Genomic DNA, 21,839 nt, shown 5'->3' with positions numbered 1-21,839 from the left:
ATCGGCGATGCCAGCTCGTTCTTCATGTGACTGGCATCTGACTCTCATTCGTGAAATTGGTTTACTCCGCATACTTATTGCCATATTTGGAGAACACCATGTCGGTCAACACTGCCGCCAGCGAGGCGCCGCCCAAGCGCCGTGGCCGCCCACGCAAGGCAAGCAACGCGCCTGAGCCGCCGCCGATTGAATACCTGATTTACGCCACCGAGATGCAGGAAACCGCGCACATCACGCGGCCTACGCTGCTGCAGTGGTCGCGCACCGATCCCGATTTTCCGCGCCTGTTCATGGCCGCCGGTCGCGTCGCCGCGCTGCTGCGCGAGTGGAATGCCTTCCTGCTCAAGCTGGCGGAACGCGGCTATCCGTGCCACGACGTGATCAGCGAACGCAAGCAGGCCAAGCGCGCAAGGCAGGCGGCAATGGCGGATGGCAGCGCTCCACCGGCCGACCCTATCGCCCATAAACGCCAGACCAGCCTCCCTGGCCCCTGACGGGCGATACCCATACTTCTGTCCGACGTGCTGGTTGATAGGAGGCCGGCCATGGAAAAAAGAAAGGCCGCAGACGCGGCCAACCAAGCTCAAAAACAGTGTATGCCATCGGTGGCAGGCGTGCCAATGGACACGACTTGCGCCACAGTCGCCGCTGATCCCTATGTGGCTAGCCACATAAAACGTCGGCGCGCGACCGGCGCCGAGATGCTGGCTCGCCGAGTCGCCTTGCACAATATCGTGATCGGCATCAAGCCTTGCACCGTAAGGCAGGCGTTCTATCAGGCAACCGTCGCTGGCATCATCGACAAGACCGAAGCCGGTTATTTGAAGGTGCAGCGACTGCTGGTCGAAATGCGCCGCGACGGGTGGCTGTCACATGATTGGATTGTTGATAACACCCGCTGGCAACGCAAGCCCGCGACCTACCGCAGTCTCGAAAGCGCGTTGCAGGACGTAGCCGAATTCTATCGGCGTGACCTATGGGCCGATGCCGACGCGTATGTCGAGATCTGGCTGGAGAAGGACGCTCTGGCCGGCGTGGTACTGCCAGTCACCGAGCGCTATGACGTACCACTGATGGTGGCACGCGGCTACGCCAGCGAGTCGTTCCTGCACAGCGCGGCCCAGGCCATCGCGGAGGTGAACAAGCCTGCCTTCATCTACCACCTGGGGAGACCTCGATCCGAGTGGCGTCAACGCTGGCGAGAGCATCGAGGCCGGCCTGCGCCGCATGGCCCCCGAGGCCGAGATCCACTTCGAACGGATTGGCGTGACGGCGGTCCAGGTGCAAGCTTGGGACCTCCCGACGCGACCAACTAAGACTAGTGACACCCGCGCGAGGAAATTCGGGCACGACTACAGCGTCGAGTTGGATGCCATTCACCCGGAACGGTTGCGCGATCTGGTCGAGGACGCGATCACGTGCCACGTCGATGAGGCGCAACTGGAACGACTGGAAACCGTCGAGGCGGAGGAGCGCAAGCTTCTTGCCATGCTGGCGAACACGGGCATCCGCAACGTCGTTGGGGCGAAATCATCATGAACGCCCTTTACGAGGCTAGCTCCATAAAAGCGGCGGTGCCTGCCTGGCTGGGGGAACTTCATCGCCTGCGCGAGGCCGGCAAGGTCCCGCTGGCGGGTGGTGTGCTGCTGTCGCTTGGCGTGCCGACTGCGCGGCGCTGGAACGTTATCGATATCCCGAACTCATATCGCCCTGAGCCCGGCGACGATTACAGCGCCCTGGCCGCGCTGTCGGTCGAACTGGTATTCGATGCGGCCTGCGGTTTTCACCGGCTGCGCATCCTGTGCGAGAACATCCTGGCCGCCCAACCGGACCGGCTGATCCTGCTGGCCGCTGACGAGCCGCAGAGCACTTTCATAGTGCTCAAACCGGGGCCACGCTCATGACTGGAACGCGTGCCACCCGGGAAGCCACTGCGGAGCAGAACGCCGCCTTTGCCAAGGCCAGCGGGAAGGCCGCGCGCGTGAACGGCACGCCCAAGACCCACTGGGCTCACGACGATGTTGCCAGCATCTTCGTCGATCGGCATGGCGCCGATTGGCGCTATACCGCAAGGCTGCGCCGGTGGTTTCAATGGACCGGGCGGCGTTGGACGGTTGACGATACCAATCTGGTGTTCCATGCGATGCGCGAGTTGTGCCACGAGTGCGGCAGCTTCAACCGCGCGGGCGGCGTGCTGAACGCCAACTTCAGCACGTCGGCATTGCAGTTCGTGGCGGCCGACCCAACCATCGCCACGCTGCCCGACGCCTGGGATACCGAGCCGCTGCTGCTGGGTACCCCAGCCGGGGTGATCGATCTGCGCAGCGGCCAGCTTCGGCCCGCCGCCCGCGAGGACTACATATCGCGTTGCACGGCCGCGGTGCCGACCGCAGGACCGTGCCCAAAGTGGCTGACATTTTTGCGCGAAGCCGCTGGCGGCGACGAGGCACTGGTGCGCTTTCTGCAGCAGATGTCGGGATACGCGCTGACCGGCCTCACGATCGAGCACGTGGTGTTCTTCGCGTTCGGCAGCGGCGGCAACGGAAAAACCGTATTCGCGGAAACCTTGAAGAGCATTTTGGGTGACTACGCCTGCACCGTGCCGTTCGACACCTTCACCGCGAGCAAGCAGGCACACCACCCGACCGATTTGGCGCGCCTTGCCAATGTGCGGCTGGCCGTGGCCTCAGAAGTCAACCGCAGCGCGACCTGGGACGAGCAGAAGATCAAGCAATGCAGCGGCGGCGACCGGATCGCCGCACGCTTCATGCACTGCGATTTCTTTGAATTCCAGCCCGCGTTCAAGTCACTGTTTATCGGCAACGAGCGCCCGGCATTGACCAACGTGGACGACGCGGCCCGGCGGCGCTTCTGCATCCTGCCGTTCGTTAACAGGCCTGCCGTGCCGAACCCGCGTCTGCTAGAGGAACTGCGCGACGAGTGGCCGCAAATCTTGCAATGGGCCATGGCTGCCTGGACTGGCAGGCCACCGGACTGCAGCGCCCGGCCTGCGTGCTGACCGAAACCGAGGACTACTTCGACGCTCAGGATCTGGTGGGCCGCTGGATCGAGGAGCGCTGCTGGACCGACACAAGGCGGCAGGACACGATGAACGCGCTGTTCAGGTCCTGGGAACACTGGATGCACGGCCAGGGCGAGCCGGCCGGCAGTGAGCGCGAATTGCACAACGCCTTGCGCAAGCGCGGCTACAAGCCGGTGCGGCATGTCAAGGGGCAGCGCGGCAAGCGTGGATTTCTTGGTATCGAGGCACGGCTGGAGGACACCCCGCCGCATTGGTCGGAGACCGGCCATGACGAATGAACCGGGTCAAGTGGTCCGTATGGTCCAGGACCATTCCCTTGCAGCTTCCAGACAGTCTACGTGTGTGTATACGTATGAAAGGCGCAATAGAAAAAATACGGACCTTGCGGACCAAAAGTGGACCACGTTGGCGCGCCGAGAGGCCGGTGGGCGTCAACGCGCGGCGGGCGACACGTCTTCGCACTTGGTTGCGTTTCAAACGCGACCAAGTACCGGTTCGTTTCTTGGGAGGGGAATTTTGGCTTGTGAGACATGACAGCATTAGTCGCTGCGTCGAGTGCGGCGCTGCTTTCTGGCGAGATGCCGACTGGAAGATCCGGTGCCTGGACTGCTGGCGGGCGCGAAAAGCTGCGCAGGCCGAGCCGACGCCACGATCGGTGCTGGCTGACGAGAATGAGCGGCTGCGCGTGCTGTGTGCGCTGCTGCCTGACGCTGCGACCGTGCGACGCCTGCTACAACTGTGTCACCCTGACCGGCACGGCAACAGCGACGCCAGCAACGCCGCCACGGTCTACCTGCTGCGGTTGCGCGACGAATTGGAGGAGTTGGAGAGACGTTGACGGAATTGTTCCAGCTTGGCGCCGATGATGACGTTGTTGTATCGAAGCAAGGAGATTTGCCATGACCGAAATGACCCAATCCACTTTCACGCCGCCGGAATCCTTCGCGCGGCTGGAAGAGCTGCGCGCCAAGCGGCAGCGCCTGATCGAGGCGGCCGAAGGCACGCCGGCCCAGATCGACGCGCTGGGCAAGGAAGTCGAGGCGCTGCGCGAGGAAGCGACGGCGCGGCAGGTCGCCTTCCTGGCCGAGGTGGCGACCGCCAAACTGAAGCAGGCGCATGATGCGCAGATGGCGACGCTGACGCAGCGTGAACTGGAGCTTGAGGCGCAGCTGCGCCGCCTGCGCTCCAACCTGCCGGCGCTGGAATCCGAAATCGCCAGCGTCGAGAAGGAGATGAATGCGGCCGAGCTTGAAGTTCGGCTCGACGCCGCACGGATCGGCTGCGACATCGGCGACCCGTTCATTGCCGAGATCCTGCGATTGGCGGAGGCGATGAGGCCGTGGCTCGCCAAGGTGAAGGCGGTCCAAGATGCCACGGGCGCCTGCCTCATGGGCCAGGTCTACGTGCCCCAGCCGCACTTTGTGTCGCGGTACGTTGGCTACGGTGAGTATTCGAGGGCGAGTAACGTGCTGGGCAAGGAGTGTCCAGAAGCCAACGAACAGGCAGCCGAAGTCAGGGCGCTGCTGGAGCCTGTGCAGCGTGCCCTCGCCATGGCGACGGGCTGCAACCCCTACATTCCCCTGGACGAGCGGCCCAAGCCTTATGTGCGCAAGGGGCAGACTGTGACTTGGTCAGGCGGCGCTCCGCCGCTGGGCGGGTCAAGTTCGAGTGTCATCCGGCGCTAAGCGAGGTGCGTGATGCCTATCCAACCCTTGCCGCTGGCGCTGCACCTGTTCAACGTGCCGCTCGCCCTGTCGACCCGCCATGCCGAGATCCTGGCGACGCAGGCGGCCAACCAGCTTGCCCTGGCCCGCCACATGGACGTGGGCGACTACGGCCTTGCCGTGCCCGAGACGCCGCCAGAGCGCACAGGCCGGCCCTACCCGCTGGTGCAGGGCATCGCCGTCATCGCGGTGCAGGGGCTGCTGGTGCCCAAGCTGGGTACCCTGGAGCCGTGGGAGGGCATGACCGGCTATGACGGGCTGCGCATGAACCTGCTGCTGGCCCTGGCCGACCCGGCGGTGCAGGCCATCGTGTTCGACATCGACAGCCCAGGCGGCGCGGTCGCCGGCTGCCTGGATCTGGCCGACACCATCTATCACGCGCGCGGTGCCAAGCCGATGCGGGCCATCCTGAGCGAATCGGCACTGGCGGCCGCCTACGTCATCGCCAGCGCGTGCGACCGGGTCTTCGTGCCGAGGTCCGGCAGCACAGGCGGCATTGGCGTATTGTGGGCGCATGTGGACTACTCGCAGGCGCTGAGCGCGGCCGGCATTGCGGTAACGCTCATCATGTCGGGCAAGCGCAAGGCGGACGGCAATGAGTACGAGCCGTTGTCCAAGAAGGCGCGCGAACGTATCCAGAACGACGTGGACGACATCGGCCACCTGATGGTCGCCACGGTAGCGCGCAACCGGGGATTGCCGCGGGCCGTGGTCAACGACATGGAGGGCCTGACCTACCTCGGCCAGAACGGCGTGCGCCAGGGCTTGGCCGATGCCTGCCTGCCACCCGATCAGGCCATGGCGCGATTGCTGGATGCGATTGGACAGGAGCGGCCCGGCAGGCCGCAGCGATTGACCGTGTAGGAGGAGATATGGGACACGTGAGCCATTACATGGAGCAGTACCTGGCGGAATGGGACAAGGCGTTTGCAAAGGTCAATCCGTCGCAGACTAGGTCGAGCAAGCGTGAGCCAGTTCGCCGGGCAGCGTGGCCGACTACGCGTGCCGAGATCGACGCAAGCTGGGATCACGCCTTTGCAGTGGTGCGTGGGCAGCATGAGGCGCGCCGGCGCTGACGGAGGCGCTAGGGGCGTCGCAAAAGGTACTTTCTGGCATCAAAATGTGCAGGGGCAATTGCACACCGCGATGTCACCCTAGCTACAGGTTTTGAAATGTGCTTAACCCCTTACCACAGCTGCACGGAGGTGGTGCCATGACCGCGATGACGCAAGCGGAATTTGCGCGTCGCATGGGCGTGTCTCGGCCCGCCGTCACGCAGTGGAAACAGCGCGGGCTGGTGGTGCTGGAAGGCAACCGCGTCGATGTCGAGCGCTCCGACGCGATGCTGGCAAAGTACCGCCGGCTAGGATTGCCGGACGTGCAGCCCGGCGATCATCGCGTTAAGCGTGGCCGCCCGACGGTCAACGCAACGATCAACCTGGCCGCGTTGCTTAACGCCGCGAAGGACGCCGAGCCGGTCACCCTCACGGCCGTCGAGATTGAGCGCCGCCTGCGCGCGCTGGACTGGCGCCAGACCTTCGACTGGTCCGAGAGCGCCTGCCGGCAGCGGGCGCGGCTAGCTGCGATGTGCGTCGGTTTCGAGGCCGCCGAGAGCGACCTCTCCGACGACGGGCATTGGGGCGGCTTCCAGCTACGCGACCCGCGCGGGATCGCGGCCGGCGAGATGAGGGAGGACGCAGTGCGGGCCGGCTACGGGTTCGAGGCGTCAGCAGCGGCGGTGCTTGAGGCTTGCCGCCACGAGGTGGCCTTGTGGGATGAGGACGGCGCCGACCCGTCGGACGCGGACCTTCTCTATCAGATCAACCCCGTCCTGCTGTCGCTGCTGGCGTATCCCCATTATCCGCACCAGACGGCCCCGTAGGCGCGCAAGAACGGCCTGTAAGGCGCTGAACGGGCTCGCTATTGTGAGCCCCCTTTGAGGCATCGGGCAACGCAGGGCGAGCCGCCAGCCCAGGTGCCCCGCTGTCGGGGCGTGGCATTACCCGAGCCGATTTGCCGGTTTGCCTGCCGCAAACTACGATTTACCTGCTATGACTTTTGCTTGGAGACCACTATGCCAGGGGCGAGTTTCGAAATGGGAGCAACGAAAGTCGATGCGCACGTCCAACGTCCCAGCGCAGTGAAACGTGACGTGTATGCGCGATGGCTGGCGTGGCAGGAAGACCGATCACAATTTCCAACCATCGCGGCGTTTGCGCTGGCCATGCTCGATCTGCACGAAAATATTACGGCCACGTATACGGTCACCCGCTGGTGTACTGCCTGGCGTCGGGGCGATGGTATCCCGCTCGACTAGGGTCCGATTCAGAACCGCATGCCGGTCCCGCATCCTGCTGCATAGCCGCCGTTGCCGCCCCGACCGCCACAGCCGAAGACGCCGCAGCCCGCCAGCAAGGCTGTAAGCAGGATGGCGGCAAGCAGGCGGATAACAAGCGTTTTCATCGCGTTGGAACTGAGAAGGGATTACTGCCGGTACCAGTATGCCCCATGGCGCCTTCGCGCTGGGCCGTGGATGAATTAATCGCTGGCGACAGGGTGCGCTCGGGACGCTATAGCAGGCGCAGTAAACCAAAAAGGTATAATCGGCGCGTCACCGTACACAACGGTGACCGGGTTTGGCGACCCGCAATGCACTAGGCGGACAGCGGCGACGAGTGGCGTCGTCATGTCCGTCGCGCCTTCGCGCGACCATGGTTTCCATGGCGGGCCGGGCGGGGCAGCCTTCGGGCTGGCCGGTATCCTAGTGCGCCGGTTCGCCAACCCTGTCGTCAGGCCTGCCACCTCATTTGGCGATGAATGGCAGGCCTCCTTCCAGCACTAGGAGGCATCCATGCCATTCTCACAGGACAGGCCGCGCCGGCCGTCTTATCCCTCCCCCCCTTGTGCCCTGACCAGCAGGGCGTCATTTGAGCGCAGCGCCGACTTCGATGCCGGCGCACTCGCCGCGCGCGACTTCCTGCTGGTGGCGCAGCACAAGCTGCGCTCACCCTTGGCAAACAAGCCGGACCCGTCACTGCTGCAAATTGCCTGGCAACAGAGCATGCGGGACCAGTCCCCGGAGTTCCGGTCCGGATTCAACGCTATCTTCTGGGCCTATATCCAGGTGACGCTGGAATTCGGTGAAGTCAACCTCGAATACTGGGACGTGCTGAACTACCTGTACGAGTGCCCGGCGCATTAATGTCCTGATCGGGCCGCAGGCCCGGTCGGCTTCCCGACTCAGTTCTTCCTGCCATATTCCCGATAGCGTTGGCTTTCGCTATCGCGGCCTCGCTTGTGCCCAAGTTTCTCCACATTTGCAAATAAATGAAAACGCCGAATCATTTTCGGATTTTTCCTATTGTTTCCCTAGTTGTGCGCCCCTAGTCTCCCCTCTGACATTGCTGCTCGCGGTGTCACCCCCTGAGTGGACCGCACGCGGTCCGACATTGCCTTCCCGAACCGTTCGTCCATGCGGTTCGGTTTTTTTTCGGCAGTTGGGGCAACGATTATCAATGAACCAGAGGCAAGAAGAATGAATAAGCTCGCAGTCCTGGCAAGTGTCGTTTCCACAGCAGTGCTGCTTACCGCTTGCGGCGGTGGTGGCGATGATAACAACGGCGGCTCCAGCTCGCCACAACGCAACACTAGTGGGAACGGGGGCGCCTCTTCGCCAGCTCCCACGCCAGCGCCGGCTGCCTTCACGTGCCCGGACACCTATCGCAAACTGACACTAGCTAACAGCTCAGTGCCCAATGCCTCGATGTCGATCGTCACGGACGACAACGTTGCCAAGTTGACCGTCAAGACGCCGGCAAGCGGGCTCACGAACGTAACCATTTGCCTGGGCAAGCCCAATCCCGTACCCGCCGGGGTCAGCGCCGATCATGTCTACGAACTGAAGACTGATGGCGCTTATGCGAGCCTCATCAATCCGCAGCTCACGCTGACCTTCACCACGGCAAGCACCTTGACCGTGGCACCGACAATCGAAACCGCGCAGAGCACCGCCAATGGCGTGACCTATGCCGCCGCGCCTGGCAGCAGCGGCACGGTCAACGGCACCAATGTGACGGTGACCGCCTCGGCCCCCGCTGCCGGCATCTACGTCGTGCGCCTGCCGCACTGACCGCAGCCGTACAGAACGGCCCCTTGCGCCGTCAGGCGCTTGGGGCTATCTGCGTTTCCGGCGCATTCTGCCGCCGGCTGTCAGCTGATTGTCCAGTCGTCGATCCATGAACAAAAATCTCTATCGTATCGTCTTCAATTCCACACTCGGGATGCTGGTCCCCGTGCAAGAGAGTGGCAATGGCTGCGGCAAAGGATGGCTTGGCAGCAGCGGCATTCCGGCGGCGAGAACGATAGTGACGCGCTTCGCTGTACCCGCGCTGACGCTGGGCGTCTGGATGGCACTGGGGGTGCCGATGGTGAGCACCGCGCAAGTGGTGGCCGACCCCAACGCGGGCGCCAACCGTCCGACCGTGGTGCAGACCGCGAACGGCATCCAGCAGGTGAACATCACCCGGCCCTCCGCCGCTGGAGTGTCGACCAACGGCTATACGCAGTTCGATGTGCCCAAGGCGGGCGTGATTCTGAACAACTCGCCGGTCATCGTGAACACCCAGCAGGCGGGCTACGTCAACGGCAACCCGAACCTACTGCCGGGCGGCTCGGCCCGGATCATCGTCAACCAGGTCAATAGCCCGAGCGCGAGCCCGAGCCAGTTGCGCGGCTACATTGAGGTCGCGGGCCCCGGCGCCCAAGTGGTGGTCAGCAACCCCAACGGGATCTACGTAGATGGGGCGGGATTCATTAACACCACTCGTGCGACCCTGACCACGGGCACACCGGTGTTTGGCGGTAGCGGCAGCCTCGATGCCTATCGCGTCACCGGTGGCCAGATCACGATCCAAGGCGAGGGCCTGAACGCGGCGAATGTGGATCAGGTGGACCTGATCGCACGCGCGGTGCAGGCCAATGCGGCGCTTTATGCCAATCAGTTGAACGTGGTCGCGGGCGCCAACCAAGTGGACCACAACACGCTGGCGGCCACGCCGATCGCGGGTTCGGGGGCGGCACCGGCGCTCGGCATCGACGTGAGCCAGTTGGGCGGCATGTACGCCAACAAGATCGTGCTCGCCTCGACCGAGCATGGTGTCGGCGTGTCGCTGCGCGGCGTCCAGGCCGCCCAGGCCGGCGACCTGACCCTGACGGCGCAGGGCAAGCTGGTGCTGGCGGGCCAGACCAGCGCCAGCGGCAACATCGTGGCCTATGCGCGCGATGGCATCGACCACAACGGTACGACCTACGCCAAGGCCGCGGCCTCGATCAACACCGACGGCGCGCTCAATAACACCGGCACACTCGCTGCGCAGCAGTGGGTCAACGCCTACGGCGGCAGCGTCAGCTCGACCGGCACGCTCGCGGCGGGCTTGAACGAGGACGGCACGCCTGCCAGCCCCGCCGACCTCGCGGTGGTCGCCACCAGCGGCGCCGTATCGGCCACCGGCAAGAACATCGCCAGCGGCAACGCCACGATCCAGGGCAGCGGCGTGAGCCTGGCCGGCAGCCAGACCTCGGCGGGCAGCAACCTGAACCTCGGTGCAAACAGTGGCAATCTCGACCTGACCGCCGCCACCACCAGCGCCGGCGCGGGACTGGCCGCCACGGCCCAGGGCGCAATCGTGAACGACCATGGCAACATGTCTAGCCAGGGCGCCACGATCCTCACCGCCGGCAGCCTGTCAAACGAGTCCGGCCAGATCATCTCGCAAGGCGCTACCAACATCCAAACCGCAGGCGCCATCAACAACGCGCAAGGGGTTGTGCAGGCCGGCGGCGCCTTGCACGCCAGTGGCACGTCGCTGGACAACACCGCCGGCCGTATCACCTCGCTGAACGGTGACGGCCTGTCGATCCAGACTGCTGGCGCGCTTGTCAATGCCGCCGGCACCACCGCCAGCGGTGCCCAGGGCGGGGTCATTGGCGGCAACGGCAACGTGCAGCTCGCCGCCGGGGACATGACCAACCACGGCCAGGTCAGCGCCCAGGGCGACGCCAGCGTGACGGCGGCCTCGCTCGACAATGACACCGGCAGCCTGACTGCAGGCGGCACGCTTGCCACGACGGTCGCCGGCGCCATCAGCAACCGCCAGGGGATGGTATCGGCGGTCAACACCAGTATTGCAGCGCAGTCGCTGGACAATACCGCCGGCAGTGTCGAAGGCGACCAGCTTGCGATTCGCACCACCGGCGACCTAATCAACCGGGGCGGTGCCATCCGTCAATACGGCGAGACGGACGCGACGATTGCCGCAGGCGGCGCGCTGGACAACACCGGTGGCGAGGTCATGGCGAACGGCCAGAACCTGACCGTGCAGGCCGTTACACTGGTCAACGACAGCGGCAGCATCTCGCACGCCGGCTCGGGCACGCTGGCCATCACCGGCCAGGGCGCGGCCAGCAATGCCGGCGGCGCAATCCAGACCAATGGCGATCTGCAGGCGCAAGCCGCCGCGTTGAACAATGCCCAGGGCATCATGTCCGCGCAGCGCGCCGCGAGGATCAGCACCAGTGGCGACCTGCTCAACCGGCAAGGCGCGCTGTACGGCAAGAGCGGCCTCACTGTGAGCAGCAACGGTCAGCTGGACAACTCAGCAGGCTCGGCACAAACCGGCGGCGACCTGTCGGTCACGGCAACGGGGGCGCTGACCAACGTCGACGGCACCATCGCCGCCAACGGCGCCCACGGCCAAGCGACGGTTGCAGCAGCGAGTATCGATAACACGCGCGGCTATCTCGCCAATGCCGGCGACGGCGTCACCACGGTGACAGGCACCACTGGCCTGATCAACACCGGGGGCCAGATCGGCGGCAATGGCGATGTGACCCTCAACACGCAAACGCTGACCAATACCGCCGACGGCGCCACCGGCGGCTTCGTGGCGGCGGGCAGCGCGCTGAACCTGAACGTCACCTATCGCGTCGATAACCGCCAGGGCACGCTCTATGGCGGCAATGGCCTGACGCTGGACAGTCCGAATGCCACCTTCGCCAATGACGGCGGCCAGTTGCTGGGCAGGACCGATGTCCGGCTCAACGTCGACTCCCTGACTAACGCCAACGGCGCGATCAAGGCGAACCAGGACATCGCGGTGCAAGGCGCCGTGTCGGGTAGCGGCGACATGATTGCAGGGCGCAACCTGGCGCTGGACGTGGCGGGCGACTACATCAACGACGCCGGCAACCGCCTGCACGCCGATGGCGACCTGCGGGTATCCGCCACCGGCACGCTCACCAATACCGCGACGCTCGCCGCCGCTGGGGCGCTGACCGCCTCCGGCGCCAAGGTCGTGAACGCGGCCGGCGCGGATATCAATTCGGTCAGCACCACGGTGACGGCCACCGAGTCAATCGACAACGCCGGGCGCATCGAGGGCGACACGGTCCAGACCAACAGTCCGACGCTGACCAACACCGGCACGGTCATCGGCAACAACGTGACGGTCCAGGCCACGGACATTACGAACGAAGGCGCGGCCGCGCTGATGGCGGCGGTCGAGAACCTGAACGTCTACGCGGCCAACTCAGTGCGCAACCTGGACGGCGCCACGCTGTACAGCGCCGCCAACCTGCAGATCGCCCGCGACGGTACGCGCGACCCGGCCACGGGCCTCTTGGCCAACCAGGTCACGACGCTCATCAACCGCTCCGCCACCATCGAGGCCGAGGGCGATATCGACATCGCCGCGAATCAGGTCAGCAACACCCGCACCAGCATCGTGACGGCGGCTGGCACGCCGGTGACCGGCGCCAGCCAGACGCTGACCATGTGGAACGCCGGCATGAGTGGCGTCGACCTGAATTTCCACGAGAGCGTGACGTTTCCTGCCTGGCGATGGGACGGCACCAACGCCTCGGTCAGCGCCAGCCGCACCTACGCCCTGATGCAGCCCATCACGTTGACGGTGGACAAGTCGACGGTGACGAACTTCGACCCCACTGCCAAGACCCTGTCCTTTACCCAGGCCCCCGTCGAGCAATACTACACGCTCCTCAATGCCCCGAACTGTGACGCCACGGGCCTTTGCAGCCGACCGCTGACGACGAACGCGACCCAGTACTACCAGTCCATTGCCGATAACGGCAGCACCTACACCATCACCTTCTGGCCCGACTATGACCCGGCCATCCATATCCAGCCCGACCAGGTACGGATGCGCTACGACCTCGGCCCGGATAACCACGACTACAGCGAAATCTCCCGTACGACCACGACCACCACGGCGACCGACCAACTGATCAGCGCCACCGACCCGGCCAAGCTGCAGGCGGGCGGCTCGATCCGCATCAATAGCGCCGGTGGCTCGATCCTGAACCAGTCCTCGATCATGGCCGCCGGCGGTGACCTGATCCGGGTGGCGCCCAATGGCGGCGTGCAGGACATCGGCACGGCGCTGCAGCAGACCGTCAGCACGACCGACACCTCGACCTTCTACTGGCACGCGAAAACTGGCAGCAACAGTGATACGCAGGTGGTGCCCAATCCAACCACACCGCAGGCGCCGACCACGGTGATGGCGCTGCCGGCGGTCGCCTCGGCCAACCAGTCGGTGCAGACCACCGCGCAGACCATTACCGTGGCGACCGTGAACCGCGAGGGCCAGACCGTGACCGGCAGCGGCGGCAACCTGTCTGGCGGCGGCGCCAGCGGCACGCAAGTGGCCGGCGCGGCAGGAGGCGCGGGCAAGGCGCCGCAGACGCTGGGCACCGCCAGCGGCGGCATCCCGAACCTGACTCTGCCCACCAACGGCCTGTATCACTATCAGACCGCACCGGGCGCGACCTACCTGATCGCCACCGATCCGCGCTTCACGCAATACGGCAAGTTCATTTCCAGCGACTACATGCTGGGCCAGCTTGGCCTGGACCCGGCCATGACGCAGAAGCGCCTGGGCGATGGCTGGTACGAGCAGAAGCTGATCCGCGACCAGGTGACGCAACTGACCGGGCGCACCTACCTGGCGGGCTACAGCGACCAGATGGCCGAGTACCAGGCGCTGATGGACAGCGGCCTGATGTACGCCAAGCTGTTCCAGCTGGCGCCGGGCATCGGCCTGTCCGAGGCGCAGATGGCCCAGCTCACCACCGACATGGTGTGGCTGGTCAGCCAGGACGTGACATTGCCCGATGGCAGCCACCAGACCGTGCTGGTGCCCAAGCTGTACCTGGCGCAATCCAATTCGGTCGACCTGCAAAGCACAGGGGCGCTGGTGACCGGCAACCTGGTGAGCCTGCACGCCACCGGCGACCTCGCCAACAGCGGCAGGATCGTGGGCGATGTGGCGACACAGGTCGTGGGCAACAACATCGTGAACCGGGGCCAGATCGGCGGCACCGGCACGACTGTGGTCAAGGCGCAGCAGGACGTGCGCAATCTGGGCGGGCGCATCACCGGCACCGATACGCTGGTATCGGCAGGCCGCGACGTGATCAACGAGACGCAGACGATCTCGAATCAGGTCACGATGGGCAACCATAGCGCAGGTGCCACAGGCGTCGGCTCTGTGGCGGCCATCACCGCCACCAACAATGTTGGCGTGCTCGCCGGGCGCGACATCAACATGGCCGGCGGCGTGGTCGGCGCTGGCAACAGTGCCCTGCTGGGCGCGGGCCGCGACCTGAACCTTGGCACCGTGGCGACCGGCACCACGCAGGATTCCAGCTCGCGCGGCGGCCAGAGCTACTACCACGACCAGACCACGGTCAATGTAGGCAGCTCGGTGCAGGCCGGCGCCAATGTGGTGGCGGTTGCCGGGCGCGACGCCACGCTGACCGGCTCAGGCATCGACGCAGGCGGCAACGCCTCGCTGGTGTCGGGGCGCAATACCACCGTCACCGCCGCGATCGACACGCATACGCACAGCGAAGGCTCGCTCGGCGGCAAGGGGGCGGAGTACACGAAGTCGTCGTATGACGAGACGGTCAGCGGCAGCTCGGTACACGCGAGCAACAACGCCAATCTCGCGGCGGGCCAATCGGCCACCGTGAACTCGGTGCTGCAGGCCAATGGCATTGCCGCCTCGACCGATAGCAACGGTACCGGCAACCTGGCCGTGCTGGGCTCGTCGGTGACCACCGACAAGGGCGCCGCCAACCTGATCGCCACCGGCGATGTGACCGTTGGCACTGTCAATGAGAAGCACAGTGCGCAGGAATGGTCGCAGACCAAGCATTCCGGCTTCATGTCCAAGGAGCAGACGACCAAGGAAAGTAGTCAGCAGCAAACCATCGCGGTGGGATCGCTGGTGTCGGCTGACAGTGTGACCGCCAGCGCCGGGCGCGACCTGACGGTCTCCGGCTCCACCGTGGTGGCGACCAAGGATGTGAACCTGGATGCGGGCCGCGACCTGACCATCGGCAGCGCGCAGAACACCAGTTCCTCGCATAGCTACGAGCACACGACCAAATCCGGATTGGGCGCGACCGGCTCGGGCATTTCCTACGGCAAGCGCGACCAGAAAGACACCATCAACGACAGCGCCGTGACCCAAACCAGCAGTCTGGTGGGCTCCACCGACTACAGCGTGCATCTGAACGCCGGTAATGCCCTCAAGGTGAGCGGCAGCGACCTGATCGCGGCCAAGGACGTGACCGGCATTGGTGCCGACGTGACGATCGAAGCTGCCAACGGTACGCAGCACCATGACGAGACGCACGAAGTCAAGCAAAGCGGCTTCACGCTTGGTGTATCGGGCGGCGCCATCGGCGCTGCGCTCAACGCGGGCAATAAGCTCAATTCTGCCGGCAACAGCCAGGACGGCCGCGCCTCGGCGCTGTGGGGCATTGCCGCAGGGCGCGATGCCTTCGATGCCGGCAGCGCGCTGGCCGGGGGGGCTAGCCCGACCGCCGGTGCTGCATTGACACTTTCCTGGGGCTCCAGTCAGAGCAAGCAGACCCTGACTGAGGACAGCACCAGCCACACCGGCTCGCACATACAGGCCGGGGGTACGGCAGCATTCATCGCCACCGGCGTGGATGCGAATGGCAACAAGACGGCGGGCAACCTCAACATCGTTGGCTCGGATATCGATGCGAACAAGGTGGCGCTGGGCGCGAAGCACGACATCAACATCGTGTCGGCCACCGATACCGATGAGAGTCACAGCACCAACAAGTCCAGCAGTGCGAGTGTGGGCGTGTCTTATGGCGCGCAGGGCTTTGGGGTGTCCGCCTCGGCGTCCAAGGCCAAGGGTAACGCGGACAGCCAGGGCACGACGCAGGTCAACAGCCATGTCACGGGCAAGGAATCGGTCACCTTTGTGTCGGGCAACGACACCAACATCCTGGGCGCGACGGTCAGCGGCGGCAAAGTCGTCGGCGATGTGGGCGGCAACCTGAATATCGCCAGTCGGCAGGACACCGAGGAATCGCACGCCAGGCAACAAAGCATGGGCGGCGGCTTCAGCATCAGCCAGGCCGGCGGCTCGGCCAGTGTCTCGGCCTCTAAGGGCAAGGCCGATGGCAGCTATGCGAACGTGTCCGAGCAGTCGGGCATCTACGCCGGTACAGGTGGTTTCGACATCAATGTGAAGGGCAACACCGACCTCAAGGGTGCGGTGATCGCCAGTGAGGCGAGCAAGGACAAGAACAGTCTGACCACCGGTACGCTCACCTTCAGCGATATCAAGAACCATTCAGACTACAGCGCGACTTCAATGGGTGTCTCCGCAGGTGGCGCGATGGGAACCCCGAGCGGTCAGAGCAATAGCGGCCCGACTTCGGGCAAGAACACCGGTGGCATCAATCCGATGATCCCGCAGCACAAGAGCGGCAGCGAGGATGGCGTGGCGCAGGCGGCGGTGGCCGAAGGTACTATCAGGATCAGCGATGGCGCAAACCAGAAGCAGGATCTGGCTGCGCTGCAGCGTGACACGTCGAATACCAACACGCAGGTCGGGAGTAATCCGGATCTTGACAACCTGCTGAGCAAACAGGCCGATATGATGGCGGCGGCGCAAGCTGCTGGGGAAGCCGTGGCGAAGACCGTGGGCGATGTTGCATCGGCCAAGTACGATGAGGCCATGAAGAACGCGAAGGCCGCTGGCGAGGCAGGCGACACCAAGCTGTAAGAACAATACCTGGCCGAGGCCGAGAACTGGGGCGAAAGTGGCAGCTACCGGGCTGCGCTGCATTCGGCAGGCGGCGCGCTCATCGCAGGACTTGGTGGCGGCAACGCCTTGGCAGGCGCCGCGGGAGCTGGGCTGGCATCGATTGCCGGCGGTAAGCTGAATGAGCTGAGCAGCGCGGTCGCCAAGGGAGTAGATACCGGGAACGCCGACCTCAATGCAACACTTGGCAACGTGGCGGCCAATATTGCTACGGGCGGCATCGGCGCAATCGTGGGAGGAGGCTCGGGCGCGGCGACGGCGGCCAGTGTGGATCGCTTCAATCGTCAATTGCATCCCGATGAGCGAAAGTGGGCAAAAGACAATGCGAAGAAATTTGCCGAGTTCTATAAGGGCAAGACCGGCGACGACATTTCCGCAGCCGACGCTGAAAATCTGTTACTTTCCGGCGGATATCGATTGGTTGATGCTGCAGCGAGCAAGGTCCTTGGAGCAGATCCGGTCGCAACTGAGTACATTTCCGCCAATAGCGGTAACCTGTTCAGCGCAACTGATGCTGAGCGAAGGAATCCCGCTCTTTTTGGAAATACTAATGGCACGCCGTCACCGGAGCAGATTGCACTCAACACCAGCCATACGCCGAATACGCAGCCGTTGTTGTGGGCGGTTGGCGGTGGATTTTATTACGGTGTTGGTGGCGAGGCGGAGTTGGGATTTACAGGCTTGCTACCCACCGAAGGCAAGATGGCATTCGGTTTTGGATTAGGTGGCCATGGATGGATAAAGGGGGGAAGTTCCACGATCACGTCAGATATATTCTCAATGGGTACTGAATTCAAGTCCGGAGACTATCGCCTTGGCACTTCCGGTGCATTGGGAGGCCAGTTAGGGCCGGCTACGGCTTCCATCGGTGGTCAAGCAGGGATTCAGTCAAACACATCTACGGGAATAGGTGGCTATGCTCAGGGGAAAGGAACCTTAGGCCTTGTGCCAAGCGTCGGTGTCGGCTTGGAAGGAAAATGGAATTTAATTGAGTTTCAATACAAATCAAGAAAATGAAAAAGAACTTTTCTAACGCTGAAGTCGTTTCCGAATTTAAAAAGCGTCGTGCCCGACTGCTAGTCCTATTTATTCCTGGCTTTGTCTCGCTTTTCTTTATGCTGGCGATCAAAGTTGATATTAAGATCTACCTCCTTACGTTTATCGTTTGGTTTTTTGTTGCTGGGTGGTATATGTCATTTAGATTCCGCTGCCCGAGGTGCAATGCTATTCCATGGAATCCATCTGGGCCCGGCGTTACCTTAATTCCCCACCATTGCAAGCAGTGCAAGGCCCCCCTGTCGGACGTTGCGCTACACGAGCCTGACCGAAACGACTGACTCTGTAGAGCCTGCTGCTGACTAAATGCAAACGACTATCCGAAACGCATACCGGAAGGCGCGCGGTGTTTCCTCCTTTGCGCTCCTTGCCTTGACGGCTCCCACCGTCACCATTGCACAGGCATTGCCTAGCCAAACTGCCGCAACAACCGCGGCCGAACAGGAGCAGCGCACCCGCCAACAGCAGGAAGCCCGCGAGCGTGCCCAGGCCGTCCAGGCGCCGGGCGTGCGGGCGCAGGAGGTGGTGCCCGTCGAATACCCGCCGCTTCTGGCTGAAACGCCGTGCTTTCGCATCGACCGCTTCGTGCTTGAGGTGCCACCCGATTTGCCCGCTGCATCGCAGGCACAGGGCGCATCCGCCTTACCGCAGGACCCCTTCGCCTTCGCCCGTGCCTGGCTGGAGCACTACCAGGGCGAGTGCGTTGGCAAACAGGGTTTGGAGTTGCTGACCAAGGGCGTGTCGCAGGCCATCCTTAGCCGGGGCTACGTCACCACGCGCGCGCTGCTGCCGCAGCAGGACCTGAGCACCGGCACGCTGCGCCTGTCGCTGATCCCCGGCGTGATCGGCGAACTGCGCTTCGCCGACCCCGACACGCGCGGCACGTGGAAGTCCGCGTTCCCGGCCCGCGCGGGCGATCTGCTGAACCTGCGCGACCTGGAGCAAGGGCTGGAGCAGATGAAGCGCGTCGCCAGCCAGGATGCGGACATGCAGGTCGTGCCGACCAAGGTGCCGGGCGTCAGCGACGTGGTGATCACGGTCAAGCGCGCCAAGCCGTGGACCGTGGTCGCGTCGGTCGACAACTCGGGCACGCGCGCCACCGGCAAGTGGGTCGGCAACCTGAGCGTCGGCATCGACAACCCGCTCGGCCTGAACGACCTGTTCAACGTCGGCTACATGCAGGACGTGGAGTTCAGCGACAAGCGGCATGGCACGCGGGGCTGGAACGGCTTCTACTCAGTGCCGTGGGGCTACTGGACTGCCACCCTGTCAGCGTACTCGAACAACTACTACCAGCAGATCGCGGGCGTCAACCAGACGTTTATCTCCAGCGGCAGGTCGCAGACCGCCGACCTCAAGCTGCACCGCGTGATCCGCCGCAGCCAGAACGACGTGCTCGGCGTGCAGTTCCGGCTGTCGCGGCGCTTTGGCAAGAGCTTCATCGAGGACACCGAGATTGAACAGCAGCACCGCAACAACACGGTGCTGGAGGCTGGCTTCACCGACCGCCACTACTTCGGTGCGGCGCAGTTCGACGGCAGCCTGGTGTACCGCCAGGGCATCGGTGGCCTTGGCTCGCAGGCTGATACCCTGGCGGCCGATGGCGGGCCGACCTGGCGCTACCGCATGGTGGTGGCGGATGCCAACCTGTCGGTGCCGTTCCAGTTAGGCGGCCAACCGCTGCGCTATGTGACGACCTTCCGGGGCCAGCACACCGGCGACCGCCTCTATGCGCTGGACATGATGACCATCGGCAGCCGCTATACCGTGCGCGGCTTCGACGGCGAGAACCTGCTGGCTGGCGACAGCGGCTTCTACTGGCGCAACGAGCTGCAGGCGCCGATTGGTGCCACCGGGCATGCTGTCTACGCTGGCGTGGACTATGGCCGCGTCTTCGGCCCGTCTGCTGCGCTGCTGGTCGGCAGGCAACTGGCCGGCGCCGTGATCGGCCTGCGCGGCGGCTTCGGCTCCGGCTTTGGCCGGCTGTCCTATGACGTATTTGCCGGGGTTCCGATCTACAAGCCGGCCGCCTTTCATACCGCCGGGGTGACGGGTGGCTTGCAGGTGACTTATCAATACTAATACGGCTTGACCACCACTCCAATTTAAGATGGCTTCGATTCAACTCTTTTTTGCTTATGTCCGATCAACGATCATCTGCCTCAACCACAGCTGAGATTAACTCGACGTTTTCGCTCGAACTAGCATCCAAGGGCACAGCCATCTCGGCCACGTTGGCGCTTATCATTTCTTTAATTTATGATTTCGGATTTCTCAATGCGATAGGCCTTTCTTTTTCTGACCTACCGTCTACGCTTGCTGATCATACTCGGAGCGCACTCAACTGGTTGCCGACGGCAGTGCTGTGTCTGGCTGCTACGGCAATTTTCTCCGCCATTGGGCGCCGTTTGCAGGCGAATCAGAAGCAGAGTTCGCACACACCCAAAGCTACTGGACAGTCCGTGGCCTCAATGGCTGACGCAAGTAAGAATGACGACAGCCCCTCCCGCATGCTCGCGGTTACGTCGAATTTTACGATCGCCTATGCTTTGTTTATTCCACTTTCTTATCTGCTGTTTCCGGAGTTCTCTAGTTACGCAATAACCGCGTCAGTGGCATGGTGCATACTCAGCTCGTGGTTGCTGAGCGACACGAAGGGCAAAGGAGATAGGTTCGATTTGATTGTGGTGACTATTATTGTGTTGCCAATGATTGCGATTAACGCCTGGGATTTCGGGAGAGCTAGTGCGATTAGACCTTCGTTGAAGCCGGCAATCGACTCGGTGGACTACGCAAATAGAAGTCCTGAGCGCCATGTCACGGTATTCAGGTACTTCGATAAAGGGGTGCTACTCAAGGGCGAGGACGGGACAGTTTCCTTTGTTCCGTGGGATGACATACGACGTATCAATACCGGTGCGTCCTATGTGCAATACAAAGGTCTTCTTTGTATCTTGTTCGGATGGTCGGCTGTTTGTCCCGATCCCACGGGACCTAGATACGTCCCAGGCCTCCTCTCTGGTTCTCAGGCACAGCAGGCAACTGATTCGCTACCTCATCCAGATAGCGACGAAAAGCCGTCGGACACTTCTCGTTCCAGTGAGATGTCTCGCAGCCCTGTTAGTGCTAGCGGCCGCGACCCGGCTCCAGACGTAAAGAGTGAAAGAAACGCTCCTGCCCCAGTCAGATAAGGCTGTGCAAATCAGTGTTTGAAACGTGACTCAAACGCTAGGGCCGTGTGACGCCGGCGAAACAAGGTAAAATGCCCCCGGTTGCCAGCCAACCATGTGATCCAAAAGGCGCCATTTTTTGTAGGCAGTCTTGTAGACAGGTCCGGGTCCTACCCGGAAAACCGCGTCAGACAAGGCTTTGCAAGTTACCAAAAAGCGCGTTTACGGCCCTGCGGGCGGCCACTCTTATCGTAGTGGGCCGCGGCTCTCGTACGGGGTCTGGCTTCGTCGCAGAGCAAGACTGCCTGACGCCTTGGTGCGCCACGGTGGCTCGGGATTGACGCGATGTTTGAACGAGCCCAGAGCTGTGGGTGGCCCCTGCTGCTGGCGGCGTGTTAGGAACGCCTACGGCTGCGCTGCGCGCCGGCCCTAAGGGCAAGGTTGCCGCCCACGTCGTCGCCCCGGCTTCGGGCTGGCGTCTTTCAGACGGCGCTATGCGAGCGCAGTGACGCGCTCCGTGCCCGAGCCCTAAATCCCAGATACTGCCGGCGCGCAGCGCAGCCGTAGTGCCGGCGCGCACCGCAGCCGTAGGCGTCCTCGCGTTGACGCCGGCAGCAGGCGGCCTACGCCCGGCATGGGGATCGTTCAATAGTGGGTCGACGCAGCCACTATCCCA

General features: G+C 63.5%; 16 protein-coding genes. All 16 read left to right on the top strand.

Annotation, left to right across the window (positions count from 1 at the left end; genetic code table 11):
* Positions 1–98 precede the first annotated feature (98 nt).
* Positions 99–494: a hypothetical protein gene (locus tag J8I34_RS30210; RefSeq protein WP_209807853.1), complete on the top strand. Its 396-nt coding sequence runs from the start codon at positions 99–101 to the stop codon at positions 492–494.
* A 51-nt stretch (positions 495–545) separates the two neighbouring features.
* On the top strand, positions 546–1,316 hold the full coding sequence (locus tag J8I34_RS30205) for a hypothetical protein (protein ID WP_209807852.1): 771 nt from the start codon (positions 546–548) through the stop codon (positions 1,314–1,316).
* A 49-nt stretch (positions 1,317–1,365) separates the two neighbouring features.
* Entirely contained in the window at positions 1,366–1,539 is a 174-nt protein-coding gene (locus J8I34_RS30200) for a hypothetical protein (protein ID WP_209807851.1), read from the top strand.
* Positions 1,536–1,904 (top strand): hypothetical protein, encoded by a 369-nt coding sequence (locus J8I34_RS30195; protein WP_209807850.1) that lies wholly within the window; start codon positions 1,536–1,538, stop codon positions 1,902–1,904. The genes J8I34_RS30200 and J8I34_RS30195 overlap by 4 nt, the downstream gene beginning before the upstream one ends.
* Before the next feature lie 77 nt (positions 1,905–1,981).
* The gene (locus tag J8I34_RS30190) at positions 1,982–3,019 is read left to right on the top strand and encodes a phage/plasmid primase, P4 family (RefSeq protein WP_209807849.1); all 1,038 of its coding nucleotides are present in this window, start codon (positions 1,982–1,984) and stop codon (positions 3,017–3,019) included.
* Positions 3,013–3,321, top strand: a complete 309-nt coding sequence (locus J8I34_RS30185) for a hypothetical protein (RefSeq protein WP_209807848.1) — start codon at positions 3,013–3,015, stop codon at positions 3,319–3,321. Before J8I34_RS30190 ends, J8I34_RS30185 begins: the two co-directional genes overlap by 7 nt.
* A 245-nt stretch (positions 3,322–3,566) precedes the next feature.
* A complete protein-coding gene (locus J8I34_RS30180) occupies positions 3,567–3,881 on the top strand; it encodes a hypothetical protein (protein WP_209807846.1) in 315 nt (104 codons plus the stop codon).
* A 61-nt stretch (positions 3,882–3,942) separates the two neighbouring features.
* The gene (locus J8I34_RS30175) at positions 3,943–4,728 is read left to right on the top strand and encodes a hypothetical protein (RefSeq protein ID WP_209807844.1); all 786 of its coding nucleotides are present in this window, start codon (positions 3,943–3,945) and stop codon (positions 4,726–4,728) included.
* Positions 4,729–4,740: 12 nt separating this feature from the next.
* Entirely contained in the window at positions 4,741–5,631 is an 891-nt protein-coding gene (locus J8I34_RS30170) for a S49 family peptidase (RefSeq protein ID WP_209807842.1), read from the top strand.
* 17 nt (positions 5,632–5,648) lie between these two features.
* Positions 5,649–5,843 (top strand): hypothetical protein, encoded by a 195-nt coding sequence (locus J8I34_RS30165; RefSeq protein ID WP_209807839.1) that lies wholly within the window; start codon positions 5,649–5,651, stop codon positions 5,841–5,843.
* A 137-nt stretch (positions 5,844–5,980) separates the two neighbouring features.
* On the top strand, positions 5,981–6,649 hold the full coding sequence (locus J8I34_RS30160) for a MarR family transcriptional regulator (RefSeq protein ID WP_209807837.1): 669 nt from the start codon (positions 5,981–5,983) through the stop codon (positions 6,647–6,649).
* Between the two features lie 969 nt (positions 6,650–7,618).
* Complete coding sequence (locus tag J8I34_RS30155) at positions 7,619–7,969, top strand: hypothetical protein (RefSeq protein ID WP_209807835.1); 351 nt, start codon at positions 7,619–7,621, stop codon at positions 7,967–7,969.
* A 561-nt stretch (positions 7,970–8,530) separates the two neighbouring features.
* Positions 8,531–8,896, top strand: coding sequence for a hypothetical protein (locus tag J8I34_RS34960; protein ID WP_245176249.1), 366 nt, complete (start codon positions 8,531–8,533; stop codon positions 8,894–8,896).
* A gap of 106 nt (positions 8,897–9,002) precedes the next feature.
* Entirely contained in the window at positions 9,003–16,898 is a 7,896-nt protein-coding gene (locus J8I34_RS30145; RefSeq protein WP_371748167.1) for a hemagglutinin repeat-containing protein, read from the top strand.
* A gap of 108 nt (positions 16,899–17,006) precedes the next feature.
* Positions 17,007–17,954 carry a hypothetical protein gene (locus J8I34_RS35550; RefSeq protein ID WP_371748166.1) on the top strand — a complete coding sequence of 316 codons (948 nt, stop codon included), beginning with the start codon at positions 17,007–17,009 and terminating at the stop codon, positions 17,952–17,954.
* 345 nt (positions 17,955–18,299) lie between these two features.
* Positions 18,300–20,075 (top strand): ShlB/FhaC/HecB family hemolysin secretion/activation protein, encoded by a 1,776-nt coding sequence (locus tag J8I34_RS30140; protein WP_209807831.1) that lies wholly within the window; start codon positions 18,300–18,302, stop codon positions 20,073–20,075.
* The last annotated feature ends 1,764 nt before the right edge of the window (positions 20,076–21,839 follow it).

The sequence above is a fragment of the Cupriavidus phytohabitans genome, assembly GCF_017815025.1.
In the GTDB taxonomy this organism is placed as follows: Bacteria; Pseudomonadota; Gammaproteobacteria; order Burkholderiales; family Burkholderiaceae; genus Cupriavidus.
The sequence above is the reverse complement of the archived record's forward strand: the minus strand, read 5'-3'. Positions and strand labels throughout refer to the sequence as shown.